Below are 25,008 nucleotides of genomic sequence, written 5' to 3'. Positions count from 1 at the left end.
GCTAGGCTTGGATGCGTGAGTGCATTGCAGCTAGATCATATCGATAACGAAGTTAAAGCCAGTCAGGACCTGTTTCGCCACGCAAACGGAAAGTGGCTCGATTCCGCCGAGATCCCCGAGGACAAGGGCGGCTGGGGAGCCTTCCAGAAACTGTCGGAGGATTCCGAAAAGGCGGTGAAGGAGATCGTCACCGGCATCACCCCGGACGACGACCCGACCACCGAACGTTCCAAGATCGCGAACCTTTACGCGTCGTTCATGGACACCGACCGCATCGAGGCCGTCGGCGTCAAACCGATCGTCGAGCTGGCGAAGAAGGCCGACGAGATCACATCTATCTCTAAGCTGTCCGGCTTTCTGGGTTATGCCGCGCGCTACGACCTGGGCGGGCTGTTCGGCATAGGAAACGACTCCGACCCCGGCAACCCCAACCGCTACCTGATCTTCGTCGGCCAGGGCGGAATTGGACTGCCCGACGAGGAGTACTACCGCCTTGACGAGCACGGCGACACCGTGGCGAACTACCGTAGGCACATCGAGCGCATGTTCGAGCTGGTCGGCTACGAGGACGCCGACGAGCAGGCCGACCTAGTGGTGGATCTTGAGACGAGGATCGCCGCCCACCACTGGGACAAGGTGCGCACCCGCGACATGGTGGAGATGTATCACCTGCAGACCTGGGACGAGTTCACCGCCACCTGTCCAGCGTTCGATTGGGACGCGTTCCTCAAAGAGGCCGAGCTGCCGAAGGAGGCAGTGGCGGAGGTCGTCAACTGCCAGCGCACGTTCCTGCCGGATGTCTCCGAGCTGCTCACCGACGTCTACCTGCCTGCTTGGCGGGCCTGGGCGCGCTGGGGTGTAATCGATTCCCTGGCCGGTGTCGGCCCGCAGGATCTTGTAGAGCAGAACTTCGAGTTTTACAGCAAGCAGCTGCAGGGCATTCCGCAACTGCGCGAGCGCTGGAAGCGCGGCATTTCGCTGGTCGAATCCGTGCTGGGAGAGGCCATCGGCAAGATTTACGTCGCCGAGCACTTCCCCGCTGCCACGAAGGCACGCGCGCAGGAGCTCGTCGATAACCTGATCAGAGCTTACCACTCCTCCATCAGCAAACTGGATTGGATGACCGAGGCCACCCGCTCCGAGGCGCTCGATAAGTTGAGCAAGTTCCACGCCAAAATCGGCTACCCGGACAAGTGGCGCGACTACTCCGCGCTGCAGATTTCACCCGACGATCTGATCGGGAACGTGCAGGCGTCCAGCAGCTTCGAGTTCGATTACATGATCGAGCAGCTGTCCAAGCCCGTAGACCCCGACGAGTGGATGATGTATCCGCAGACGGTTAACGCCTACTACCATCCTCTGCGCAACGAGATCGTGTTCCCGGCGGCCATTTTGCAGCCACCGTTCTTTAATGCGGAGGCTGATGACGCCGTCAACTATGGCGGTATCGGAGCCGTGATTGGTCACGAAATCGGCCATGGATTCGACGACGAAGGTTCCACCTGCGACGGCGATGGCCGTTTGCGCAATTGGTGGAGTGACGAAGACCGCAAGGCGTTCGAAGAGCGCACGGCGTCGCTGGTGGCCCAGTACAACGAGCTGTCGCCGGCCGCAGCGCCAGAGGTTAAGGTGAACGGCGAGCTGACACTGGGGGAGAACATTGGCGACCTCGGCGGCCTGGCCATCGCGTACAAGGCGTGGCAGATTGCCTGCGGCGGCACCGAGCCGGAGCCGATCGACGGGCTGACAGGTGCTCAGCGTTTATTCATGAGTTGGGCTCAGGTTTGGTGTGGCAAGTCGCGTCCCGAGCACGCACGTCAGTTGATTGCTATCGACCCGCACTCGCCTGCCGAGATTCGCTGCAACCAGGTGGTGCGCAACCTGGACGCGTTCCACGAAGCGTTCAACGTCAAACCGTCTGACCCGATGTGGCTCGCTCCGCAACAACGCGTCAGCATCTGGTAATTGGGTGCCCGCTGTGCGTGTTACGGTCGCACAGTGGGCACTTTTGCATCAAATGGCGAAAACAACGCGGTTTTCGCAGCTTTAGGTGCCGTTAAGTAATACCTTCGAGAGTGCGGGTGCCGCAAGCAGCCCTCCGTCTGCTAGCGAAAACACGCCTGCAAAAAGCCAAGTTTTTGAGTTGTTAACCATCAAGAAACTTTTAGTTAGAAAACCTAGATAGGTTGTTCTTAGTATTTTGCTAAAACGAAGGAGAGCCAAATTGGGTTCTACGGAAAAGGATCCGAAGAAATCTAGTTCTTCTGATATGCCCGCGCTGAAACGCAATCGCGTGACGCTCTACCACACCAAGCTGGCTCTGCGACACCCCGCCACGATCATGGGGATAGTGCTGCTCGCTTTCTTCGCATTGATGATCCTGGCGCCCGTGGTTTCGCTGTTGCTGTCGTCCGTCCAGACCAGCTACGGCGACGAGTTCCGCACCGGCGGCGCGGGCGGTTCTTTCACCACCTACTACCTAGAGCGGGTTTTCGGATCTGCCATTTCGCCGATCATGTTCTGGCATCCGCTCGTCAACACGCTCGGCCTCGGCGTGGTGACGATCATCGGCGCCCTGCTGATCGGTGTGCCGGTGGCCTTCCTGCTGGCCCGCAGCGACCTGCCGGGGCGCAAATGGTTCTCGACGGCGCTAATCGTCCCCTACATGATTCCTGCGTGGACGTTCGCGCTGGCCTGGCGGACGATCTTCAAGAACCGCAAGGTCGCCGGCTCCGTCGGCTGGTTGGAGAGCCTAGGCTTCACCCCGCCGGACTGGCTGGCGTACGGCCCCGTCCCGATCGCGATCATCTTTATCCTGCACTTGGTGCCGTTCGTCATTCTGCTGGTCACCAACGCTATCGCCAACATTCCCGAGAACCTGGACGAGTCTGCGCGCATCTTCGGTGCGACGCCACGCCTGCGGGCGTTGAAGATCTACCTGCCGCTGCTTCGGCCCTCGACAATCTCGGCCGCGACGCTGATCGTCGCCAAGGTAATCGGCGAATTCGGTGTGGCATACGTTTTGGGCACGCCGGTGCAGTTCAACGTGCTTTCCACGACCCTCTACCAGTCGCTGAACACGCAGCAGTCCGGCCCTGCGGCTGTGATCGCGCTAGTCATGGTGACTATCGGGGCGATCTCGTTGTGGATCGACTTCGCGTTCGTCCGCAACATGAAACGCTTCACTACCGTCTCGGGCAAAGGCATGTCCAAGAAGATGCAGCGTCTGGGCAGACTAAAGCCGTTCGCGTTTGCGTTCGCCTGCCTGATGTTCCTGGTTTCAGTGGCCATCCCGCTGGGCGTGCTGGTTTCTTCGACGATCATGCGCACCCCCGGCGACTTTAGCTTCGACAACCTGACCGCGATGTACTGGCTCGGCCACAACCTGCCGTTTGCCAACTTCAAGGACGGCGTGCTGCTCAACTCGGCCACCTGGAAGGCGATGAAGAACACGCTGCTGTTCGTGGCCGCCGCCTCGATCGGCTCGGGCGTGCTCGGCATGATGGTCGGCTACGTCTCAGTGCGTTCGCCGTGGCGCTGGCTAGGCACTACGCTGCGCACCATCACGTTCACGCCGTATCTGGTGCCGGGCATCGCCTTCGCGTCGGCATATATTTCGATGTTCGCCGTGCCGCGCGGACCGCTGCCGGCGCTCTACGGAACAGCCTGGATCTTGATCTTCGCCATGATGATGGACGAGATGCCGTTCGCGTCGCGTTCGGGCGTTTCCGCCATGATGCAGCTCGGCAAGGACCCGGAAGAGGCCGGCCAGGTTCTCGGCGCAAGCTGGTGGAAGCGAATGGCCACGATCGTCCTGCCTATCCAGCGCAGCGCGTTGGCCTCGGCGATCCTGCTGCCCTTCATCTCCGGCGTGCAGGGCCTGTCGCTCGTGATGGTCTTGGCGACGCCAGGCACCCAGCTGATGACCACCATGTCGATGAACCTGATCGACTCCGGTTACGACCAGGCGGCAAACGCGGTAACAGTAGTCATCTGCGCCCTGGCCCTGGTTGGCACCTGGGCTGCCCGCAAGCTGTTCAAGGCCGACCTGTCCTCGGGTATGGGTAGCTAGAAAGTCTTTTTGAGTAGAGGAAAATTATGAGCATCATTTCGCTAGAAAATGTCACTAAAAGATACCCCGGCGCCAAGGAAGCGGCAGTCGACGACATCAGCATGGAGATCAACGAGGGCGAGTTCATTTGTCTGCTCGGCCCCTCGGGTTGTGGCAAATCAACCACGCTGCGCATGATCGCTGGCCTGGAGTCCCTCAGCGACGGAAAGATCACGATCGAGGGCAAGGTCGTAGACGACGTGGCCTCCGGCACGAGGGTGCCGGCCGAGGGCCGCAAGCTGTCGCTGGTCTTCCAGTCATACGCTCTGTGGCCACACATGAAGGTCTTCGAGAACGTGGAGTTCGGGCCGCGCTGCCAGAAACTCGGCCGCGACGAGGTCAAGAAGCGCGCGCAAGAGGCGATGCGCAAGCTCTCCATCGAGCAGTACGCCGAGCGCTACCCCTCCGAGATGTCCGGCGGCCAGCAGCAGCGCGTCGCGATCGCCCGCACGCTGGCGGCAAAGCGCAACATCATGCTCCTCGACGAGCCGTTGAGTAACCTGGACGCCCGCCTGCGTCTGGAGATGCGCTCGGAGTTCCAGCGGATCCACCAGGAGACTGGCGCAACGATGATCTTCGTTACCCACGACCAGTGGGAGGCCATGACTCTGGCAACCCGGATCGTCGTCATGAACGAGGGCATGATTCAGCAGTCCGGCACCCCGCTGGAGATCTACCAGCGCCCAGCCAACCGCTTCGTCGCAGGCTTCATGGGTTCCCCGCCCATCAACATCGTTGAAGCCGGTATCGACGACGGCCCCGGCAATCGCCTGAAGGACTGGCTGCGCGCCGATGGCCTTGCTGCGGCGTCAGCGGGCATCCGTCCCGAAGATCTCCACTTCTCCTCCCGCGAGGAGATGCCCGCTGGGGCGCTCGGTGTCGACGTACGAGTGACCGGCATTCTGCCGACTGGTGGCTCATGGATCATCGAGTCGACCGACGGCTCCAACCGTTACTTCGGCACTTCCACCCGCAAACCGAACCTGGCCTTCAACCAGGACACCGTGGCGTGGGCCGACCGCGAGGATCTGCACATTTTCGATGCAGACGGCAGACGGGTCGACTTCTCTTAAAAAGAGAAACCTACAACTGAATAGCTAACTGATAGAAAGCGGCCAGTTTCCGTCGCTTTCCCAAGAAAGGTAACAAGATGCGTAAACGCAACTGGCGTATCGGCTTCGCGGCCGGTTTCGCAGCCCTAGCGATGACCGTCACTGGTTGCGCTGGCGGCAACCCTAGCCCACAGGGCCCCGCGTCGGGCGATGCGATCAAGTCGCAGGTTGACGCTAACTTCAACCTCGACGACTTGATTGCCGCCGCCAAGGAGGAAGGCCCGATCACCATCTACGATAACGCCTCCGCAGTTGAGAAGATGGCCAAGGCTTTCACCGAGAAGTACGGCATCAAGGCAACCGGTGTTAAGGTCGACGCCGCCGAAGCGTTCGAGATGGTCACCCGCGAGGCGCAGTCGGGCAACGTGCAGGGCGACGTCATCGCTATTCAGGACGTCCCCGCGCTGACCAACAACCTGCTGCCGAACGGTCACGTCTACTCATGGATCCCCGGCGACCTGGTTGACGACATCGAGGAAAGCCAGCGCGACCCGCTGGTGCTCATCAACGACCCGAACTTCTTCAGCTACAACACCGAGGTTTACACCGAATGCCCGGTTAAGAACATCTGGGAGCTGACCACCGACAAGTGGGCAAACAAGATCGCCATGGAGGATCCGGCGGGCTCGAACAAGATGCTCGACTGGTTCAGCCAGATGAGCCAGTTCGGCGAGGATGAACTGAAGAGCGCCTACAAAGAGCAATTCAACGAGGAGTTTTCTGGCGAGTCGGCAACCAAGGAATGGGTCAAGCGCCTGGCAGGCAACAGCCCGATTTTGACGAACTCCAACGAGGACGTCTCCGCCGCTGTTGGGGCTCCCGGTCAGGCCGACCCGCCGATCGGCCTGATAGCATCTTCGAAGTTCCGCAACGTCGAGGAGAAGGGCTACCACCAAGCCACCTGTGACGACATGAAGCCGTGGGCTGGTTTGGCAGCCCCCAAGTCGATCGTCATCGCCAAGGGCAGCAAGAACCAGAACGCAGCCAAGCTGTACGTTCACTTCGCGATGACCGAGGAGGGCATCGCCCCGCAGATCAAGGACGGAAAGTACTCTTCCAACACCTCGATCCCCCAGCCGAAGGATCCTTCCAACGCTGCTGAGCTGCGCGACGACATCTTCTTCTTCGACAACGCAGGTTCCACCACCGACTGGCGCTCCCGCCAGGATTGGACCGACCTGTGGCGCACCTCCGTTAAATAACTAAAAAATCCCCGGTTGTGCCTAACCTTTATGGTTAGGCGCTACTTTTTTGGGGCGCAGAAAGGAAAACCATGATGCCACACGGCCTACTACTTGATTTCGGCGGGGTAATCGTCGAAAGCACCTACAGCGACGACTGGCACCTGAAGGTTGCTGACGAGCTAGAAAAGATTTTCGGCGACGAGCTGGCCGCCTGCGGCATCGACAGGCAGCGGCTTGAGATCGACGTTTTCGCCTCCGAGACCTCAGTGAAACTGCTGCGAAACGCGCAGGCACGTCCGCTCTACAGCAGGGACCTTTCCCACACCGAGTACGTGCTGGACTATCTGGGCGCCGACTGGCCCGCTTCCCTGCATCCCAAGCTCGCCCAACACGCCGACAGGATCTGCTACCTGATAGCGAGCCTGACGGAAAACCGTGTGATGCGTCCGGGCACCGTGGAGCTGCTGGAATGGTGCAAGGAGCGCACTATCCCCGTCGGTATCGTCTCCAATGCCTTGTCAGGGCAGGTTCACCGGGACTGGCTGAAGGACGCCGGGATCCTGGGCTACTTCACCGCGGAGGTTTACTCTGACGAGGTCGGCGTGCGTAAGCCCGACCCGCGCCTGGTCTGGATTGGAGCAGAACGCATCGGAGTGCCGGTTGAGGAATGCTGGTACGTGGGTGATCACCTAGACCGTGACGTGCTCTGCGGCAACCGGGCGGGCGCGGGCGCATCGGTTCTGATGCCAGCGCCGAACGCAGCGAAACGACCGTTCAAGGTTTTCGCGACCCCCGACGTGACCGTCGCTGACCCGGCCGGGCTACTTGAGGTTTTGAAGGAAACCGAGAATTAGATGAGCATGCAGCAGGCTATCGAGTTAGCCGAGGTCTGCCGCGGCGCTGCCACCAGCGTCGCGGCAGGGCTGCGGGAGGTTTTCCGCAGCAACATGGACGTCGAATATAAGCGTGACGTGCACGATCAGGTCACCGAGCATGACCGCGCCTGCGAGGCCGCGATCACCGATTTTTTGACTAGCCGCTGGCCCGGTGCCCGGGTGGTTGGCGAAGAGTTCGGTGCCGCTGGCGACGGCGATGTGACGTTCTACATCGACCCGATCGATGGCACCACTAATTTCGTCCAAGGTATGGCGTTCTTTTGCACGAGTGTGGGTGCGGCCGTGAACGGCAAGCTGGTCGCCGGGGCGATTTACAACCCGATCTCCGACGAGCTGTTTTCGGCAGATGCCGAGGACGCCTGGCTGAACGGTGAAAAGCTGGTGGCTAAGGATGCCCTGCCGGCAGGCGCGGCCACGTTGATCACCGGATATCCGACCGCGGCTGATTACCAGGCCGACGGGGAGTTAGCCGGCGAGATTTTCGCTGACCTGGTCGAGAACTTTTCATCGCTCCGCCGCACGGGCTCAGGCGCGCTCGGGCTGTGCCACGTGGCCGCGGGTTGGACGGACGCCGTCCTTAACGCGAGCACAAGCCCCTGGGACGTGGCCGCTGGGATCCAGATTCTGCGTAACGCTGGCGGCTTCTACCGGCCGCTGTGGTATTCCCCCGAGCAAGGCCCGATCCAGGACGCGCCGGCTTACTTCGCGACCGGTCCCGGCGGCGACTACCCCGCGCTGACGCGCGCGGCGGAAAAGATAGTCGAGAACCGCACGAAAACTGACTAGAAGACTTAACGTGTCAGTTTTGGTTCGTAGTCGAACCAAAACTGACGCAATAAAGGTATTTGCGACGCTCCCCGATCATTTGCCTATCTCTGAGGCATATTCGGACGGCGGCTATAGCGGCGTTTGGTACAGCTCCCAACGTGAGCACATGGAGAATTGGTTTAACACCCAGGCGACGAAGGGCAAGGGCCAATATTCCCGTGAAACTCCGAACCGTTCGGCGAGGACGGCGTATAACCGGCTACTTTGCGATCAAGCGCTGCTTTGGATCAATGAGGCGCTCGGGCAAAAGGCTTCCAAGATCAAGGCGGCTGCGGATGCCGCAAAACAAGAGAAGGATCATCGTCGCCGATGCGCAATAATTCGCAAGCACCTGCCCTGGGACGAGGTCGCCGAGCTTGCCGAGAAACAGCTACAGCCCCAAAAGAAGGTTCGCCCGAAGCTGAATAAGACGCCCTGGTTCAACATCTTTTAGCAAAACTTTCGAAGCTGTTTGGTTCTAGGCTGGGGTTATGAAATTCGGGATGCGCAAACCTTCTTTGACTCGTTCTTTGAAAGCCCGCACGACTGGGCGCTCGAAGCGGGCGATAAAGCGCGCAGTGATTCCCGGGTACGGGCGCAAGGGCATGGGGTTCATCAAGAATCCGAAGCGCTCGGTGAAGAACTCGATCTACAAGAAAACCACATTCAGCGTCTGGGACCTGTTCAAGTAGGCTCAAAAAACCTAGGCAGAAACGTTATCGTGGTGCTTTTTATCCGACTGCGGATGAAAAGCACCATTGGAAGATTTTTTGCCACCTAATCCGGCACCTACGGCTAAACCAAGGCCCACCCCGATGGCGATCCACAGCGCAAGGTCGCCGGTCAGCAATCCGGCGACCACTCCACCCATAACGCCGAAGACGAGGCCCAACGCAATGCCATTGTCTTCGTCGGAGTCTTCGCTATCTTGCTTAGTTGAATTACTCATCACTAACGATCTTTTCACTCGAGCCGGGCGAATCGCGGCGAAAACCGGATCAATACGTCCTTTTTGGCTCGACTACGAACCTTTTCTTTCCAGTTAATTCGCGACCCAACCCCGAAGCCTGACTAGTCCTCTATCTGGACGTCCAGTTCTTTTCTCAGCAGCAGCGTCACCAGGTAGCAGCAGAACGCCATACCGAACACCGCGAACACCAAGGCCACCGTCGCCCCGAGCCTCGGCGACTGCAGGGCCAGCAACACCGGCACCACAAAAATCACCACGCCAACCACCGTCTTAGGCAGGTAACGAAACCCGGCCAGCAGCGACGCCTTCGCCAGCGTGGGCAGATAGCCAACCCCGGCAGGACGATCCTCGAGCGCCCTACGAGCCAAAACCGGCCAGAACCAGACATTCACAATCGCCAACAGGCCCAAAGCCAAAAACAGCACCACAACAATCGCGTAGCGCAGCGCGCCAACCGAAATCCTGCTCACGACAAGCAGCTCCCAAGCAATCAACCCGCCAACCACCAGGTCGAAAAGCCAAGCCAGAGTGGCTGGCAAAAATGCCTTACCGAACGAGCGGAAAAAAGTTCTGAAGACCTTGCCGCCTCCGATCAGGCTCATGCACGCGGCGAACGCTCCGACCAGGGCCGCGCCGCCAGTCACCACAACCGAACCGGTGAGGGCCCAGCACAGACTGATTACCACCAGCGACGAGATCCACGACAGCGCGCTATAAAGCGGAGTGTCCGGGGCGAAACTACCGCTCATCGCTGACCCCTAGGCGGGGCAATGCTGCCGCCCTCCTTGAACTGCGCCGACACCAGCTCGTGACGAGTCGGCTTACCCTCCATGCTGTCGAACAACAACTCGCAGCTCAGCTGAGCAATCTGCCTAGCAGGTTGAACGATCGTGCTCAGCGACGGCGTAATGAAATCAGTGACCGGAATGCCATCAAACCCGACGATCGAAAGCTCCTCGGGCACGCTCATTCCTCTGCCCTGCGCTGCCTTCAACGCACCAATGGCGATTACGTCGGCAATGGCGAAAATCGCGGTGACGTCACCGTGCTCATCCAAAAGTTTGTTGGTGACGTCAAAACCATATTGATAGCTATAAGGAGACTTCCTGCCGATATCCGAATGCGGCACCAACTTCAGATCATGCTTGATGCCGGCCTCGGCCAGCGCCGCATTGTATCCCTCGGTGCGTAGCCTCGCCACGGAGGTGTCCAGCGAGTCGCCACCCACAAGTGCGATCTTGCGGTGCCCAAGCTCGATCAGCCTTCCAACCGCCTTCTTCGCCTCGGCGAAGTCGTCAACCGCCACGGAAGAATAGACGTCCTCGGGCACGTCCTCCACCCTGCTCATCGTAGAAAGCACGAACGGCACGTTGAGTTTCTTGAAGAGGTTGGTCTCGTGCGTGAAATTACCACCAAGGAAAATAATTCCGCTGACAACATCCTCGTTGACCAGCTTCGCCGCCTCCTCGATCTCGTCGGACCAGTGCGGCACCTTGACGATCGACAACAAATAATCGCGGCTACGGGTGGCCGTCTCCATGGTGTCCAGCATCTGCTGGAAGAACGGGTTATCGATGCCCTTAATCATCAACGCGATGTTCTTATTGTTGGCTAGCTTCAAAAACCTGGCATACCGGTTAGCCCGATACCCCATCTCATCGGCAACAGCCTTAATGCGCTCGCGAGTCTGGTCGGAGACGCCCTCCTTGTCGTTCAAGGCGCGCGAAACAGTGACCACACCAACCCCGGCCTGCTTAGCCACGTCCTTGATAGTCGGACGATTAGCTACCACCTAAATCAGCCCCGTTCTGCCACCCCAACCATGGTAGCTATTCTCGCCAACACCTCGTCGGTGAGCTCGCCATCCTTCAACCGCCACTGCCAATTATTCTCTGAGCTGGCGGGCGTGTTAATTCGTGCTTGACTACCTAGACACAGATAATCAGCCACCGGGATGATCGTGGTGTCCGCAACCGACGTCATTGCACAGGTTATCAGCGACCAACAGAAACGTTCGACGTCGTTGCCCAGCTCGTTGACGTACACCCTGGCCATCTCGAGGTCCTCGGGCCTGATTCCGTCCAGCCACCCGACGAGAGTGTCGTTATCGTGCGTGCCGGTGTAGCAGACACAGTTCTTGGTGAAGCTGTGCGGCAGATAGTCGGCGTCCTCGCGGGTATCGAACGCGAACTGCAGCGGCTTCATGCCCGGATATCCGGTCTGCTCGCGCAGCTGTTCCACCTCGTCGGTCAGGTAGCCCAGGTCTTCCAACACCAACGGCAGATCGCCCAGCTGGGCGCGCACCGCCGCGAAAAACTTCATGCCTGGCCCCTTGCGCCACTCGCCAAAGCGGGCATCCTCGCTGCCGGCAGGCACCTCGTAGTAAGACTCGAGACCGCGGAAGTGGTCGATGCGCAGAATGTCGACGCGTCGCATCTGGTACGAGAGCCGCTGCACCCACCAGGCGAACTTTGTGCGCTCGTGTTCGGCCCAATCGTAGATCGGGTTGCCCCAGAGCTGGCCGGTGGCCGAGAAGCTATCGGGCGGGCAGCCGGCCACCGTGATGGGCAACAGTTCGTCGTCCAGGTTGAACAGTTCCGGGTTGGCCCAGGTGTCTGCGGAATCGTAGGACACATAGATGGGCAGGTCGCCGAAAATTTTGACGCCCCTGCTGTTCGCGTAGTCGTGCAGCTCGTTCCACTGCGTGAAGAAAACCCATTGCACCCACTTCTCGAACGCGATTTCGCGCTCATGGTCTGCTCGGAACTCAGCCAATGCACGAGGATCCCTGCGACGAAGCGGCTGCGGCCAGTGATCCCAAGACTGCTGGCCGTGGGCATCCTTAATCACAAGGTAATCGGCGTAGTCTCCCAGCCACGGGTTGAGCTCGCAGAACTCCAGGAAGCTCGGGTCGGCTAGGTCGTCCGAACGCTCGAACGCCTTGCGAAGAATCAGCCCGTTGTTGGCGTGCACCAGGCCGTAGTCGACGCGCCCGTCGTCGCTGCCCCAATCGATATCCAGCTCGCTCTGGTCGATCAGTCCGGCCGAAACCAGCCGATCCAGATCGATGAAGTAGGGGTTGCCGGCATGCGTCGAGAAGCTGGAATAAGGCGAGTCCCCAAAGCCCGTCGGCCCCAGCGGCAGAATCTGCCAGATGGACTGGCGGCTTTCGGCCAGCTGATCCACGAACCTCATAGCCTGCTCGCCCATCCTCCCGATGCCGTACTTGCCCGGCAAGGAGAAAATCGGCAAAAGCATGCCGGCAACCCTGTTATCTGTCACTTTTCAGCCTTTCACAGCACCAGCTACGACGCCCTCAATGATGTACTTCTGGCAAGCTAGGTAGAAAATGACAATCGGAATGATCGCCAGCACCAGCATCGCCATCAGCGCACCCATGTCATTAGAGCCATGCGAACCAACTAGCTGTTGAACCACAACCGGAATGGTTTTGTAAGGCGTAGACAAACCGATTACCAAATACGGCAGCAGGTAGTCATTCCACACCCACATGGCGTTCAAAATCGCCACGGTGATTGTCACCGGCTTAAGCATAGGCAACACCACAAGGAAGTAGTTCTTTAGAGGCCCACAGCCGTCGATCATCGAAGCTTCCTCGATCTCCAGCGGAATGGACTTAACGAAACCAGTGAAAATGAACACCGACAGGCCCGCGCCGAAGCCCAGGTACAGCAAAATCATGCCGACCGGGTTAGACAAGTGCAGGATGTCCGCGATCTGAACCGTAGGGAACATGACCGCCTGGAACGGAATAACCATCGAAAAGACGAACATCAGGTACAGGGCCTTCGTCCACCACGTCTTGACTCGGGCGATGTAGTAGGCGGTCATCGCGCAGAAGAACACTATGACGATCACCGAGCAGATCGTGATGAAGAACGACCAACCCATTGCCGAGAAGAAGTTGGTGGCGATCAGGCCCTGAGTGTAGTTAGTCAGCCCGACCCAAAGCTCATCTAGAGGCAGATCGAACGGCTGATCCGAGATGAAGAATCTGCCCTTAAACGAGTTCATCAAGATGAACAGCAGCGGACCGAGGAATACGGCCGTCAGCAAACCGAGCGCGACATAAATCAGCGCCTTAGCAGCAGGGCTCTTGACCCTGGACTCAGCGGGCTTCGCCGCTTTCTTGACCTTGCTCACGCCTCTACCTCCTTGCTCTGAGTGGCACGAAGCTGCAGGAACGCGATGCCCGACACCAGCAGGAAGAAGATAATGGCCTTCGCCTGGCCAACACCGCTGAAGCCGTTACGGGCAAAGAAAGTGTTGACGATGTTCAGCGCCGCCATCTCCGTAGAATGGCCCGGAGCACCGTTCGTCAATGCCAAGTTCTGATCGTAGAGCTTGAAAGAATTAGACAACGTCAAGAAGGTGCAGATCGTGATGGACGGCATAATCATCGGCAGCGTGACGTGCCGCAGCACCTGCCAGCGATTAGCGCCGTCGATGGACGCGGCCTCGGTCAGCTCCGGCGGAACGGCCTGCAAACCAGCGATATAGATGATCATCATGTAGCCGACCATCTGCCAATTCAGCAACAGAATCAGGCCGATGAAACCGTACTTAGTGTCGGTCACCAGCGTCGTGTTCCAGTGGCGAAGAACCGCATTGATGATGGTCTGCCAGGTGTAGCCCAGGACGATTCCACCAATCAGGTTCGGCATGAAGAACACGGTTCGGAAGAAATTAGTGCCGCGTAGTTTAAGCGTCAGCAGATAGGCGATGCCGAACGCGAAAATGTTCACCGTCACCACCGCGATAACAGTGATCAACGCGGTGAAAAGCAGGGCGCTCACGAAACCCTCGCGCTCGCCGAACGCGTCAATGTAGTTTTGTACGCCCACGAAAGACGCGTTAGTCACCGTCGTGAATTTGCAGAACGAAAGGTAGATACCAATTGCGAACGGCGCCAAGAACGCGATGCCGAAAGCCAGCGTCGTCGGCCCTGTGAAGACCAGACCGCATTTTTTCAAACTCTTAATCATGATTACCCCTACCCCAAAACGTGGGCCGGGCCGATCGACCCGGCCCACGTTTTGGGAGCTAGACTAAGCAGTCTGCTTTTCGGCTTTCCAGTTGGAAACGAAGTTCGCCTTGACGTCCTTCCATTCCATCTGGCCGGACGCGTAGCTGGCCAGATCAGCGCCGAAATCATCCTTGAACTGCTGCGACGGGAAGGTCGTGAAGTCCCAGGTGACGTTCTTCAGCTTGGAATCGGTCAGGTAGCGGGTGACCTCCTTGGCCAGCGGATCGTCAGGACGCTCGGCGTCGCTGAAAGTGTCGAATGGCGGGATGAAGCCGAGCTCTTGAACCATGTAGTTCTTGCCCTTCTCCGACTTGATCAGCCAGTTGACGAAGTCTATGGACGCCTTCTGGTCTGCCTCAGAAGCCTGAGAGTTGATGGAGAAGAAGTTCTCGGTTCCGATTGCGATGCCCTGCTCGGAATCGTTCGGCATGCCGGTGTAGATCGGCATCATCTTGATGTTCTCGGCGGTGACGGTGTTGCCGGCAACCTCGGAAACCTGCGAGAAAGCCCAGTTGCCGTTCTGAACCATTGCAGCCTTGCCGAGGGCAAACTCAGCCATCGAATCGGAGACAGCCTTTGAGCTGGCCAGCTTCGGATCGATCGTCGAGTTGTTCAGATAAAGATCGAAGATCTTCTTGAAATTTTCGTCGTACTTGAACTCAACCTCGTCCATGTTGTCGGTGTTGTTATCCGCGTACTCGTAGTGGATCGGCAGGTTTGCCAGGTGGGTCTGCCAACGCCAATCCTCGCCGGGCTTCAGCGACGTCGAAGCGAAGACGCCCTCGATGCCGAGCTGGTCCTTCTTGGCCTGCATGTCCTCGACGACGGCCTTCAGCGAATCGAAGTCCTTGATCTCGCTGGTGTCCTTTGCCTTAGCGCCGGGCAGCGCGAAGTACTTGTCCATGATGGCCTGGTTGTAGATGATGCCGTAGCCCTCAGAAACGTACGGGACGCCATACGCCTTGCCACCGTCAGTGACAGCCATCGACTTGTCAATCAAAGCCTTGTAGAAATCGGTGTCAGTGAGGTCGGCAGTGTAGTCTTTCCAGTTCTGGTAGCCCACCGGGCCATTGATCTGGAAGAGAGTCGGAGCGTCCTTCTTAGCAATTTCTGCCTTCAAAGTCTGCTCGTAAGTGCCAGATGCAGCAGTGACGATCTTGACCGGAACGCCAGTTTCCTTGGTGTATTCCTGGCCGATCTTCTGCCAAACTGCATCTTGTTCTGGCTTGAAGCTTAAGTAGTAGACGCTGCCAGTTGCGTCAGAGCTTTCCTCGGGTGTTTTAGAACCACAGCCAGCAAGCAACGCGACCGAAGTGGTTGCAGCCAGCACGCATGTTAATGCCCGTTTTACGGCCTTTTTCATTTGTCCCCCTTTGGACATAGAAACCTAGACGGATTGAATGCAACTTCGCATCCAACTAACGGAAGCGTTCCCTGGAAACGTTTCCGTTAGTTATTAAAGCTCATAACAAGGTTTCTCGCAACCCTTTTTGGAAAATTAGTTAAAGATTTGTTTACCGTTAATCGGGCAACCCGATTCCGTCCTAGCTCTGATTAAGTATGGTTCGACGCCATACAGACCCAACTGGAACCAAAAAATTCGACTACGAACCTTATTGTCTCCACTAATTTTTTGCAGCAGAACGGGCACCAAAAGGACCGATTATGAACCTTTTAATGCCCGATAAAAAGCTAGGAGTTATGCCGAACGAGTGACGACCTCGTCGCAAAGCTGCAACAGCCCGTCTTTGGCCTCCCCCTCGGGCAGATCCTTGATGGCGCCCCTGGCCTGATCCGCGATCTTTTCGATGCTGGCGCGGGCATCGTCGATGACGTGGTTCTGACGCAACTGCCCCAGCACATCGGCCAACACGGCGTCGTCGGAGAGATCGCCCTGGATGCGCTCGAACAGCGCCATGTCTGTGGGGTCTTCGGATGCAGCCAGCAGCAGCGTCGGCAGGGTCGGGATGCCCTCGCGCAGATCCGTGCCCGGCGTCTTACCCGTGACGTCGGAGGTGATATCGATCAGATCGTCGGAAAGCTGAAAGACCAGGCCAACCGCGGAAGCATACTCAGCCAAAGCATCAACGATCTTCTGGTCTGCGCCGGCGATCATCGCGCCGAAGACGGCAGACGTGCGAATAAGCGAACCGGTCTTGCCTGCCAACACCTCGAGGTGGTGATCGATGGGGTCTGTGCCCTCGGCCGGCCCAACAGTCTCGGCGATCTGGCCGGTGACCAGCTCGGCAAAGCACTCCGCCTGCAGGCGCACATAGTCCGGACCCAGCCCGGCAACCAGGCTAGACGCCTTCGCGAACACGAAATCGCCGATGAGGATCGAGACGGAATTGCCATAGCGCACGTTGGCGCTGGGCACGGCGCGGCGAAGCTTCGCCTCGTCCATGACGTCGTCATGGTAGAGACTTGCGACGTGCGTCAGCTCAACAACCAAAGCGGCGTCGATTAAGTCTTTTTCGTCATAGCCGGTGCCAAACTCGGCGCAAGTCAAAACCATCGCGGGCCTGAAACGCTTACCGCCGGCCTCGATCAGGTGACGAGCGGCCTCAGTGACGAAAGGATTCTTGCTTAAAACCGCGTCGCGCAGGCCTTCCTCGACCAGGCCAAGCTGCCTTTCCAAGCGGTCCGCGAGGGTGCCCTCTGCTCGATTCCCCACAAGATTCCTTCCATAAAGCCATTAGTACCGGCTACGCCAAAGCCTAGCCGGTACTAACTAAATATACGTAACCGCTTTAGCGCAGCGGCAGGATCAACAAGTCGGTGGACGAGGCCAGCAGATCCAGCAGCAGACCGGGCGCAACACCCAGCACCACGGTGCCGAGAACGCCGATCCAGATCACCATCTGCGTGCCGATGCCTGCCGGGGCCACCGCTACGTCGTCCTGCGCCGGCTCGCGGCCGAACATGACGGCGATCAGCTTGAAATAGAACGCCATTGCCAACACCGAAGCCAGCACCGCGACGCACACCAGCCATTCGAAGCCGCCGCGCCAAGCCGAAGTGAACACCAGCAGCTTACCGACGAAACCGCCGGTTAGCGGGATACCAGCCATCGACAGCAGGAAGATCGTCATCAAGATCGCCAGCAGCGGGCTGCGACGCCCAAGGCCAGCCCAGGCGTCGAACCCGGTGGCCTCCTGCGAGCCGCGACGAACCATCGTCAGAATCGCGAAAGCGCCGAGGGTGGCGAAGCCGTATGCAGCAAGGTAGAACGCCATCGACGCGTACGAACCGACCTGGCCATCCGCCAAACCGCTCTGCGCGGCCACAGCACCCAACATGCCCACCAGGATGAAACCCGCGTGAGCGATAGCCGAGTAGGCCAACAGACGCTTCACGTCGTTCTGCCAAAGCGCAACCGCCGAACCGATGAACATGGTTGCGACGGCGATGACGGCCAGCAGAACCTGCCAGTCCCAAGCCAGCGCGCCCAGACCGACGTACAGCAGCCTGGTGAGGCCGAAGACTGCGGCGATTTTGGTGCACACCGCCATGAAAGCGGTGACAGGGGTCGGGGCGCCCTGATATACGTCCGGCACCCAGTTGTGGAACGGAACAGCGCCCATCTTGAAGGTGACGCCGACGCAGACCAGGCCTAGGCCCGCAAGCAACAGCCACGGGGACTGCTGCTCATACATCTGCGCCAGACCAATCTTCGTCAAACCGAAGCCGCCCGCGTAGCCGTAGATCAGGGCGACGCCGTACAAGAACAGCGCCGAGCTGAGCGAACCCAGCAGGAAGTACTTCAACGAGGACTCCTGGCTGAGCAGGCGACGGCGCCGAGCCAGGCTGCACAGCACGTACAGCGGCAGGCTAAGGATTTCGAGACCGACGAACATTGTTAGCAGGTCGTTGGCTGCGACAAAGATCATCATGCCAGACAGCGAGAACAGCATGAGGCCGAACACCTCGGAGTGCTCCTGACGGGCAGAGATCGCGGAACGCTCAGCCTGCGACCCAGGAGGTGTCGAGGCAGCGGCGGCGAACGCCGTCTGGCCGTCATAAACCTTGCGTTCGGCAAACAGCGCAACCGAGCCGAGCGCGAAGATCAGCAGCAAGCTCCAGACCACCCAAGTGGGTCGGTCGAGGGCCAGAGCGTTGACCGCGCCGAAGTCGGCGAAACCGTCCGCCCACAGGTAGATCGTCGCGGCAAGCGCTATGACAATGATCAGGGCGCTCCAGGTGGCCTGAGCCACCGGACGGGCCAGCCTCGGCAGGACCGCCTCTAAGACGATCGAGATGATGCCGCCCAGCAGAATCACTAGCAGCGGCACCGCCGGGATGAAACTCTCAAGCATTCCCTGCATGATTACTTGCCTCCCCGCGGCCCATCAACAGAGCCGGTGTTAGCGCCGTCCAAAGGATCGGCTAGTTGTACGCTCGTCATCGAATTTTCAGCAACCGGCTGCACCAACTGCGTGAACGGCTTCGGGAAGAAACCAAACACCAGCAGCAGGGCGATCAGCGGAGCCAGCGTGACTCGCTCCAAAACGGTCAGGTCGGTGCGCACCCACTTGGTGACCGACGGCGTCGGCTCGCCGGTGAAGACACGCTGGTATGCCCACAGCACGTAAACCGCGGCCAGCACGGTGCCGAGCACCGCAAACGCAACCAGAACCGGATGCCTGGTGAACGCGCCCACCATGATCGAGTACTCGCCGACGAAGTTCATCGTGCCAGGCAGACCCATCGTCGCCAGTCCACCCAGCAGGAACACGCCCGCAATCAGCGGGGCGACCTTCTGGACGCCACCGAAAGCTCTGATCTCGGCACAGCCACGACGCTTAATCATCATGTCGACGACCAGGAACAGCAGCGCGGAGCTGACACCGTGGCCGAGCATGTAGAACATCGAGCCGTTCAGCGAAGTCGTAGTGAAGGCGAAGATGCCCAACACCATGAAGCCAAAGTGGCTGACCGAGGTGTAGGCAACCAGGCGAAGCAGGTTGCTACTCGCGATGGCCAGCACGGCGCCGTAAAGGATCGAGATGACGGCAAACACCAGGATCACCGGAGCTGCCCACTTGCTGGCCTCCGGGAACATCGTCAAGCAAAGCTTGATCATTCCGAAGGTGCCGATCTTGTCGAGCACGCCAACCAGCAGCGCGGTGGCGCCCGGGTTGGACTGTTCGGCAGTGTCGGGCAACCAGGTGTGGACCGGAACCATCGGGGCCTTGATCGCGAACGCGATGAAGAACGCCACGAAGATCCACTTGCCAAGAGCACCCGTCGGCTCGAGTGTGAAGTCTTCGATCAGGAAGCTCGGGGAGCCCTGCGCGGACGTCACGACGAACACGCCGACGATGCCGAACAGCATCACCAGGCCACCGGCCAGCGAGTAGATCAAGAACTTCATCGCGGCCTTCGTGGCCTTGTCACTACCCCAGCCGACGATCAGGAAGTACATCGGCAGCAGCGTTGCCTCGAAGAAGATGTAGAACAACAGCACGTCGTCGGCCAGGAAGACGAAGAGCGCGAAGCTCTCCATGATCAGCACGAGGCCGCCGAAAATGTTCGAGCTCCAGCGCGGATGCTGAACGTAGATGTCCTCGGCGCGCGGCTCACGGGAACCGCGATCGGCGATGTTCCACTGCGAAAGCAGAACGATCGGGACCAGAACAACGGTCAGCAGCACCATCGTGCGGCCCATGCCGTCCAAGCCAAGCGCGTAGTGTGCGCCAATCGCCGGGATCCACGAGTGGAGTTCACCCAAGTCGGTGTCACCGGCCATGAAGAAGGCCAGCAACCCAACTACGGCGACCAGCAGCGAGAAGACAAACGCGACGATCTTGCCGGAGCGGCCAGCGAACAGGAACGCCAGCAGACCACCGATCAGGGGCAGCAGCCCGAGAATTGTAAGTAGCGGAATAGTCATCTTTGGTCTCCTCCCCTAGGCCAGCCGACCGAGGATCAAAACGACGCCCACCGCGACGGTGCCGACCACCATCGCCATAGCGTAGTTGCGGACGTAACCACTTTGCAGCTTGCTGAAGCCCTTACCGACAGCCTTGCTCAGGCCCGAGGTAGCGCCGACCAGCAGACCGTCCACCGCGATGGTATCCAGCGCGCCAACCACGTTGACGACGGCGCCGCCACCGCGAACCAGGACCAGGTCGTTGAAGTCGTCCTGGAAGAGGTCTCGACGTCCGGCCGCAACCAGCGGATTAGCTGCAGGGGCCTCACGAGGCACCTCATTGCGGAACAGCAGGTAGCCAAGAACAACACCAATCGCTACCAGGGCCAAAGTCGCCCAGCCCTGCCACGGAACGTGCAGCAGCGAGGTGGGCTCGGGCTCCATGCCGGTGACCGGGCCAAGCCAATCCTGAATCCAGCTGTTCATCAGAACACCCAGGACGATGGCCGCGGCCGAAAGGATAACCAGCGGAACAACCATGACTGCTGGCGACTCGTGCGGGTGTTGATCGTCGCGCCAACGCTTGTTGCCCAGGAAGGTCATTGTCATCAGACGAGTCATGTAGTAAGCGGTGAGGAAGGCGCCGAACATCGCAACGGCACCGAGCACCCAGGAGCGCTCCCAAGCCACCACAATGATGTGGTCTTTGGAGTAGAAGCCCGACAGCCCCGGGAAACCGATGATGGCCAGGTAGCCAATCGCGAACGTGTAGAACGTCCACGGCATCGCCTTCGCCAGAGCACCGAACTCGCGCATATTCACCGAGTCGTTCATGCCGTGCATGATTGAGCCGGCACCGAGGAACATGTTGGCCTTGAAAGCGCCGTGGGTGATCAGGTGGAAGATCGCGAATACCGCACCGGCCGGGCCGATCGCGGCGGCGAGCATCATGTAGCCGATCTGGCTCATCGTGGAACCAGCCAGCACCTTCTTGATGTCGTCCTTAGCCGAACCGATCCAGGCACCGAAGATCAAGGTAACCGCGCCCACAATCGAGACGGCGATGGCCGCGGCCTCGGAGAGCTGGTAGACCGAACCGGCGCGAACGATTAAGTAAACGCCGGCGGTGACCATCGTCGCCGCGTGGATAAGGGCCGAAACCGGTGTGGGGCCCTCCATGGCGTCCAGCAGCCAGGACTGCAGCGGAACCTGGGCGGACTTACCACAGGCGGCCAGCAGCAGGCAGAAGCCGATCAGCGTGACCCACTTGCCGCTGACGTCACCGATGGCGGCATCGACGTCGACGAAGTTCAGCGAACCAATCTGGGAAAAGATCGCGAACATGCCGACCAGCAGGCCGAGGTCACCGATGCGGTTAGCGACGAACGCCTTCTTACCGGCCAACGCCGCCGTATGGCGCTGCTGCCAGAAGCTGATCAACAGGTACGAGGCGAGGCCCACACCCTCCCAGCCGAAGAACAGCAGCAGGTAGTTGTTAGCCAGAACCAGCGTCAACATCGAAGCGACGAACAGGTTCAGGTAAGCGAAGAATCGCCTGCGGTTCGAATCCTCGGCCATGTAGCCGATGGAGTAGATGAAGATCAACGAACCGACGCCAGTGACCAACAGCACGAACAGCAGCGACAGCGGATCGAGCAGGATGCCGAAGTCAACATTCAGCGGGCCCGTCTGCAGGAAATCGAACAGGTGCAGGTCGATCGAGCGTTCGTCCGGGCTCAAAGCAAGCATCTTCGCGAACATCACGATGCCCAACACGAACGAGGCAAGGATGCTCGCCGTGCCCAGCCAGTGGCCCCACGAGTTGCTCGCCTTGCCGACTAGCAGCAGGATCGCGAAGACCGCAAGCGGGATAGCTATTAGCAGCCAGGCCGAAGTGAAAACTCCGGTCGCTGCGACAGTTTCAAGCGGATTCACCAGTTCCCCCTTCTAATGCCTCAGTTGATTCTGATCGTCAGCCGAAGCAGAACGACGGGTTCTAAATATCATTACGATGATTGCCAAGCCGATCACGACTTCCGCAGCCGCCACGACCATGACGAAGAACGCGGCCACCTGGCCGGACAGATCGCCGTTGGCGTTGGCGAAAGTGATCAGCGCCAGGTTCGCCGAGTTCAGCATCATCTCGATCGACATGAACATGATCAAGACGTTGCGACGCAGCATGAACGCCAGCAAGCCGATGGTGAAAAGAATCACCGACAAGACAAGGTATGCGTTGGGGCTCATCGCTCATCCTCCTCCGATTCAATGGCGGGAGTCTCGGGCCGCTCCAAAGCCGCATCAAAGTAATCCTTCGCGATGTCAGTGCCGTCCAGTTCGTCCCAGGCCTGCGCAATCTCGCGTCCAGCGGCCAGGTGCGGAGTGGACAGCCCCTCGGCCTCGACGATTGCTGAACCACGAACCTTGAGCGTCGGCGAAACCGACTTCTCGGCGATCTTGCCGTCGGGCGTGAGGCCCGGGTAGGCGATCGAGTCGTGACGGGCGTAAGAACCGGGGCCAGGACGAGAACCAGGATGCTTGCCCTCGGTCTCGAACTCGCGGATCTTGCGGTCCGCGCGCTGACGCTGCCTCTCGGGCTTCGTCAAGCGCTCGCCGTGCGTCAAAATCATGGCGGCCAGCGCAGCAGTAATAAGCAGTGCGCCGGTTGCCTCGAATGCAAAGACGTAATCGGTGAACACCAGGTGGGCCAGGCCCTGAACGTTTCCACCCTCGGCGGCGTTGGCGGTCGTCAGGCCGTCCGGGTTGGTGTGAACGATGCCGTTAATCAGCGCCGAGCCGACCATGATCAGGAATCCGAAAGCGCCGATGAAGGCCAGCAGCCGCTGACTCTTCAGCGTCTCAACCAGCGAATCCAGGGAGTCAATGCCGATCACCATCATGGTGAAGACGAACAGCATCATGACCGCACCCGTGTAGACGATGATCTGCGCCACGAACAGGAACGGGGCATCTAGGCTGGCGTAAAGGCAGCCGAGGCAAACCATCATTCCGGCCAGCGAAAGCGCGGAATGCACGGGCTTGCGGCTAAACGCCATGCCAAGGGCCAGCGCGATGGCCAACGGCGCGAAAATCCAGAACGCGACCTGCTGACCGGTTACCAGAGCAATCACTTTTTGCTCCCCCCTTGGGCTTGCTTACGACGGTTTTCGATGGTGTCCAGCACACCGGTCGGCGGCAGACCCAGGAAGTAATCCTTCTCGTCGTCACCCAAGCGACGCGGGTGCGGAGGCTCCTCCATGCCCGGCAGCAGCGGGGCAAGGAGCTGATCCTTCGTCCAGATCATCAACTCGCGGGTGCGATCGGAGAACTTGAAGTCGTTGGTCATGGTCAACGCGCGGGTCGGGCAGGCCTCGATGCACAGGCCGCAAAGAATGCAGCGGGTGTAGTTGATCTGATAGACCCTGCCGTACCTCTCGCCGGGGCTGAAGCGAGCGTCCTCGGTATTGTCGGCGCCCTCGACGTAGATGGCGTCCGCGGGGCAGGCCCACGCGCACAGCTCACAGCCGACACACTTCTCCAGGCCATCCGGCCAACGGTTCAGCTGATGCCTGCCGTGGTAGCGCGGAGCGGTGACCTTCTCTTTACCTTTTTCCGGGTAGCCCTGAGTGAAGGACTTCCGGAACATTGTTCGGAAAGAAATTCCGAACCCGGACCAGGCTCCCATTAGGAATCAGCTCCTTCTTTAACTGTGCCGACGCCTGCCCCAATCTGCTTAGCCGAGGCGGACGCGTTGATGGCGTTGATCAGATCATCACTGAGCACCGGTGTCGGATAGGCACCCGGCAGCGACTTCCTGGCCTCCGCCTTCTCCAGCGCGGTGGGCTCCGGGGCCTTTTCGGAACCGGAGAACCAAACGACTGCGAGAATCGCGACGAAGATGACCGCGACGGTGATCAGGAACGCCGGCGAAGTGAACCAGTTCTCGTGGCCAGCCGTGCGGAACAGCGCAACCAGCATCGTCCAAACCAGGGCGACCGGAATCAGCACCTTCCAGCCCAGGGCCATGAACTTGTCGTAGCGGTAACGCGGCAGCGAACCACGAACCCAGACGAAACCGAAGATCAAAACCTGAACCTTCAAGATGAACCAAACCAGCGTGAACCAGCCGTCGTTCAGCCAGGCGATGTTGTTCAGCGGCCAGGGCGCCGTGTAGCCGCCCAGGAAGACGGTGGCGCAGATGGCCGAGGTCGTCGCCATGTTGATGTATTCGGCGAGGAAGTACAGCGCGTAGCGGAAACCCGAGTAGTCGGTTAGGTGACCACTAACGATTTCTGATTCACACTCGGCGAAGTCGAACGGCAGACGGTTGCACTCGCCCACCATCGAAATCAAGAAGATGATGAAGCTCGGGACGAGCAGCAGGAAGTACCAGCTGGGCAGATCCGGGACGCCGCCGGGAAGCGGTAGCCAGGTGGCCTGCTGAGCCTTGACGATGTCACCCGTCGATGCGGACTGCGACAGGATGAACACCGGGATCAGCGACAGGCCCATGCAGACCTCGTAGCTAATAACCTGCGCGGTGGCGCGCATCGAACCGAGCAGCGAGTAGGTGCCGTTCGACGCCCAACCTGCCAGCACGACGCCGTAGAAACCAACCGCGGCGACCGCCAGGATGAACAGGATGCTGACCGGAAGATCCGTCACCTGAAGCCTGGTGTCGACGCCGAAGATCGTGACGTTGCCGCCCAACGGAATGACCGTCCACACGGTGAACGCCGCAACTGCGGTCAGCATCGGGGCGATCGAGAAGACGAACGCGTCGGTACGAGCCGGGCGGAAGTCCTCCTTGAAGATCAGCTTCATGCCGTCGCCAAGGGCCTGCCCCAAACCGAGCGGACCGTTCATCGTCGGGCCACGACGGTTCTGCATCCGGCCAATGACTCGACGCTCAAACCAAACGTTGAAGATCGTCCAGGTCAAAAGCAGCACAAAAACCGCAACGACCTTAACGATCACGAGCCACAGCGGATCTTTAAGTGGGTTCAGAT

General features: G+C 59.5%; 23 protein-coding genes. 8 read left to right on the top strand and 15 right to left on the bottom strand.

What is annotated here, in order from left to right; genetic code table 11:
- The first annotated feature begins 15 nt into the window (after positions 1–15).
- The 8 genes from G556_RS0100750 to G556_RS0100715 all read left to right on the top strand — a co-directional run bounded on the left by G556_RS0100750 (position 16) and on the right by G556_RS0100715 (position 8,802).
- The gene (locus G556_RS0100750) at positions 16–1,965 is read left to right on the top strand and encodes a M13 family metallopeptidase (RefSeq protein WP_081675459.1); all 1,950 of its coding nucleotides are present in this window, start codon (positions 16–18) and stop codon (positions 1,963–1,965) included.
- A 259-nt stretch (positions 1,966–2,224) separates the two neighbouring features.
- Positions 2,225–4,072 carry an ABC transporter permease gene (locus G556_RS0100745; RefSeq protein WP_028821406.1) on the top strand — a complete coding sequence of 616 codons (1,848 nt, stop codon included), beginning with the start codon at positions 2,225–2,227 and terminating at the stop codon, positions 4,070–4,072.
- Positions 4,073–4,098: 26 nt separating this feature from the next.
- Complete coding sequence (locus G556_RS0100740; RefSeq protein WP_028821405.1) at positions 4,099–5,184, top strand: ABC transporter ATP-binding protein; 1,086 nt, start codon at positions 4,099–4,101, stop codon at positions 5,182–5,184.
- A gap of 77 nt (positions 5,185–5,261) precedes the next feature.
- A complete protein-coding gene (locus G556_RS0100735) occupies positions 5,262–6,425 on the top strand; it encodes an ABC transporter substrate-binding protein (RefSeq protein WP_028821404.1) in 1,164 nt (387 codons plus the stop codon).
- A gap of 74 nt (positions 6,426–6,499) precedes the next feature.
- Entirely contained in the window at positions 6,500–7,261 is a 762-nt protein-coding gene (locus G556_RS0100730) for an HAD family hydrolase (protein ID WP_162139737.1), read from the top strand.
- A complete protein-coding gene (locus G556_RS0100725; RefSeq protein WP_028821402.1) occupies positions 7,262–8,089 on the top strand; it encodes an inositol monophosphatase family protein in 828 nt (275 codons plus the stop codon).
- A 10-nt stretch (positions 8,090–8,099) separates the two neighbouring features.
- Complete coding sequence (locus G556_RS0100720; RefSeq protein WP_155941704.1) at positions 8,100–8,564, top strand: hypothetical protein; 465 nt, start codon at positions 8,100–8,102, stop codon at positions 8,562–8,564.
- 37 nt (positions 8,565–8,601) lie between these two features.
- Positions 8,602–8,802 carry a hypothetical protein gene (locus G556_RS0100715; RefSeq protein WP_028821400.1) on the top strand — a complete coding sequence of 67 codons (201 nt, stop codon included), beginning with the start codon at positions 8,602–8,604 and terminating at the stop codon, positions 8,800–8,802.
- An 11-nt stretch (positions 8,803–8,813) separates the two neighbouring features.
- On the opposite strand, the gene G556_RS09695 is transcribed toward G556_RS0100715, so the two are convergent.
- From G556_RS09695 to nuoH, 15 genes are all read right to left on the bottom strand, one after another.
- The gene (locus tag G556_RS09695; RefSeq protein ID WP_155941703.1) at positions 8,814–9,059 is read right to left on the bottom strand and encodes a hypothetical protein; all 246 of its coding nucleotides are present in this window, start codon (positions 9,057–9,059) and stop codon (positions 8,814–8,816) included.
- A gap of 122 nt (positions 9,060–9,181) precedes the next feature.
- Positions 9,182–9,829 carry a DUF624 domain-containing protein gene (locus tag G556_RS0100705; protein ID WP_028821399.1) on the bottom strand — a complete coding sequence of 216 codons (648 nt, stop codon included), beginning with the start codon at positions 9,827–9,829 and terminating at the stop codon, positions 9,182–9,184.
- Positions 9,826–10,872 (bottom strand): LacI family DNA-binding transcriptional regulator, encoded by a 1,047-nt coding sequence (locus G556_RS0100700; protein WP_028821398.1) that lies wholly within the window; start codon positions 10,870–10,872, stop codon positions 9,826–9,828. The genes G556_RS0100705 and G556_RS0100700 overlap by 4 nt, the downstream gene beginning before the upstream one ends.
- A gap of 5 nt (positions 10,873–10,877) precedes the next feature.
- Positions 10,878–12,362, bottom strand: a complete 1,485-nt coding sequence (gene malQ, locus G556_RS0100695; RefSeq protein WP_028821397.1) for a 4-alpha-glucanotransferase — start codon at positions 12,360–12,362, stop codon at positions 10,878–10,880.
- Positions 12,363–12,365: 3 nt separating this feature from the next.
- A complete protein-coding gene (locus G556_RS0100690) occupies positions 12,366–13,244 on the bottom strand; it encodes a carbohydrate ABC transporter permease (protein WP_028821396.1) in 879 nt (292 codons plus the stop codon).
- Complete coding sequence (locus G556_RS0100685; protein WP_028821395.1) at positions 13,241–14,086, bottom strand: carbohydrate ABC transporter permease; 846 nt, start codon at positions 14,084–14,086, stop codon at positions 13,241–13,243. The genes G556_RS0100690 and G556_RS0100685 overlap by 4 nt, the downstream gene beginning before the upstream one ends.
- 63 nt (positions 14,087–14,149) lie before the next feature.
- Entirely contained in the window at positions 14,150–15,490 is a 1,341-nt protein-coding gene (locus G556_RS0100680; protein ID WP_028821394.1) for an ABC transporter substrate-binding protein, read from the bottom strand.
- A 336-nt stretch (positions 15,491–15,826) separates the two neighbouring features.
- Positions 15,827–16,801: a polyprenyl synthetase family protein gene (locus tag G556_RS0100675; RefSeq protein ID WP_028821393.1), complete on the bottom strand. Its 975-nt coding sequence runs from the start codon at positions 16,799–16,801 to the stop codon at positions 15,827–15,829.
- Positions 16,802–16,877: 76 nt separating this feature from the next.
- Positions 16,878–18,452, bottom strand: coding sequence for an NADH-quinone oxidoreductase subunit NuoN (gene nuoN / locus G556_RS0100670; protein ID WP_028821392.1), 1,575 nt, complete (start codon positions 18,450–18,452; stop codon positions 16,878–16,880).
- A 2-nt stretch (positions 18,453–18,454) separates the two neighbouring features.
- The gene (locus tag G556_RS0100665; protein ID WP_028821391.1) at positions 18,455–20,020 is read right to left on the bottom strand and encodes an NADH-quinone oxidoreductase subunit M; all 1,566 of its coding nucleotides are present in this window, start codon (positions 20,018–20,020) and stop codon (positions 18,455–18,457) included.
- A gap of 15 nt (positions 20,021–20,035) precedes the next feature.
- On the bottom strand, positions 20,036–21,934 hold the full coding sequence (gene nuoL / locus G556_RS0100660) for an NADH-quinone oxidoreductase subunit L (protein ID WP_028821390.1): 1,899 nt from the start codon (positions 21,932–21,934) through the stop codon (positions 20,036–20,038).
- A 12-nt stretch (positions 21,935–21,946) separates the two neighbouring features.
- On the bottom strand, positions 21,947–22,246 hold the full coding sequence (gene nuoK, locus G556_RS0100655; protein ID WP_028821389.1) for an NADH-quinone oxidoreductase subunit NuoK: 300 nt from the start codon (positions 22,244–22,246) through the stop codon (positions 21,947–21,949).
- Complete coding sequence (locus G556_RS0100650; RefSeq protein WP_028821388.1) at positions 22,243–23,130, bottom strand: NADH-quinone oxidoreductase subunit J; 888 nt, start codon at positions 23,128–23,130, stop codon at positions 22,243–22,245. The genes nuoK and G556_RS0100650 overlap by 4 nt, the downstream gene beginning before the upstream one ends.
- A complete protein-coding gene (gene nuoI, locus G556_RS09690; RefSeq protein ID WP_024111596.1) occupies positions 23,127–23,684 on the bottom strand; it encodes an NADH-quinone oxidoreductase subunit NuoI in 558 nt (185 codons plus the stop codon). The genes G556_RS0100650 and nuoI overlap by 4 nt, the downstream gene beginning before the upstream one ends.
- Positions 23,684–25,006: an NADH-quinone oxidoreductase subunit NuoH gene (gene nuoH / locus G556_RS09685; protein WP_051176570.1), complete on the bottom strand. Its 1,323-nt coding sequence runs from the start codon at positions 25,004–25,006 to the stop codon at positions 23,684–23,686. Before nuoH ends, nuoI begins: the two co-directional genes overlap by 1 nt.
- Between the last annotated feature and the right edge of the window lie 2 nt (positions 25,007–25,008).

It is taken from the genome of Propionimicrobium lymphophilum DSM 4903 (assembly GCF_000423485.1).
Taxonomy (GTDB): Bacteria; Actinomycetota; Actinomycetes; order Propionibacteriales; family Propionibacteriaceae; genus Propionimicrobium; species Propionimicrobium lymphophilum.
The sequence above is the reverse complement of the archived record's forward strand: the minus strand, read 5'-3'. Positions and strand labels throughout refer to the sequence as shown.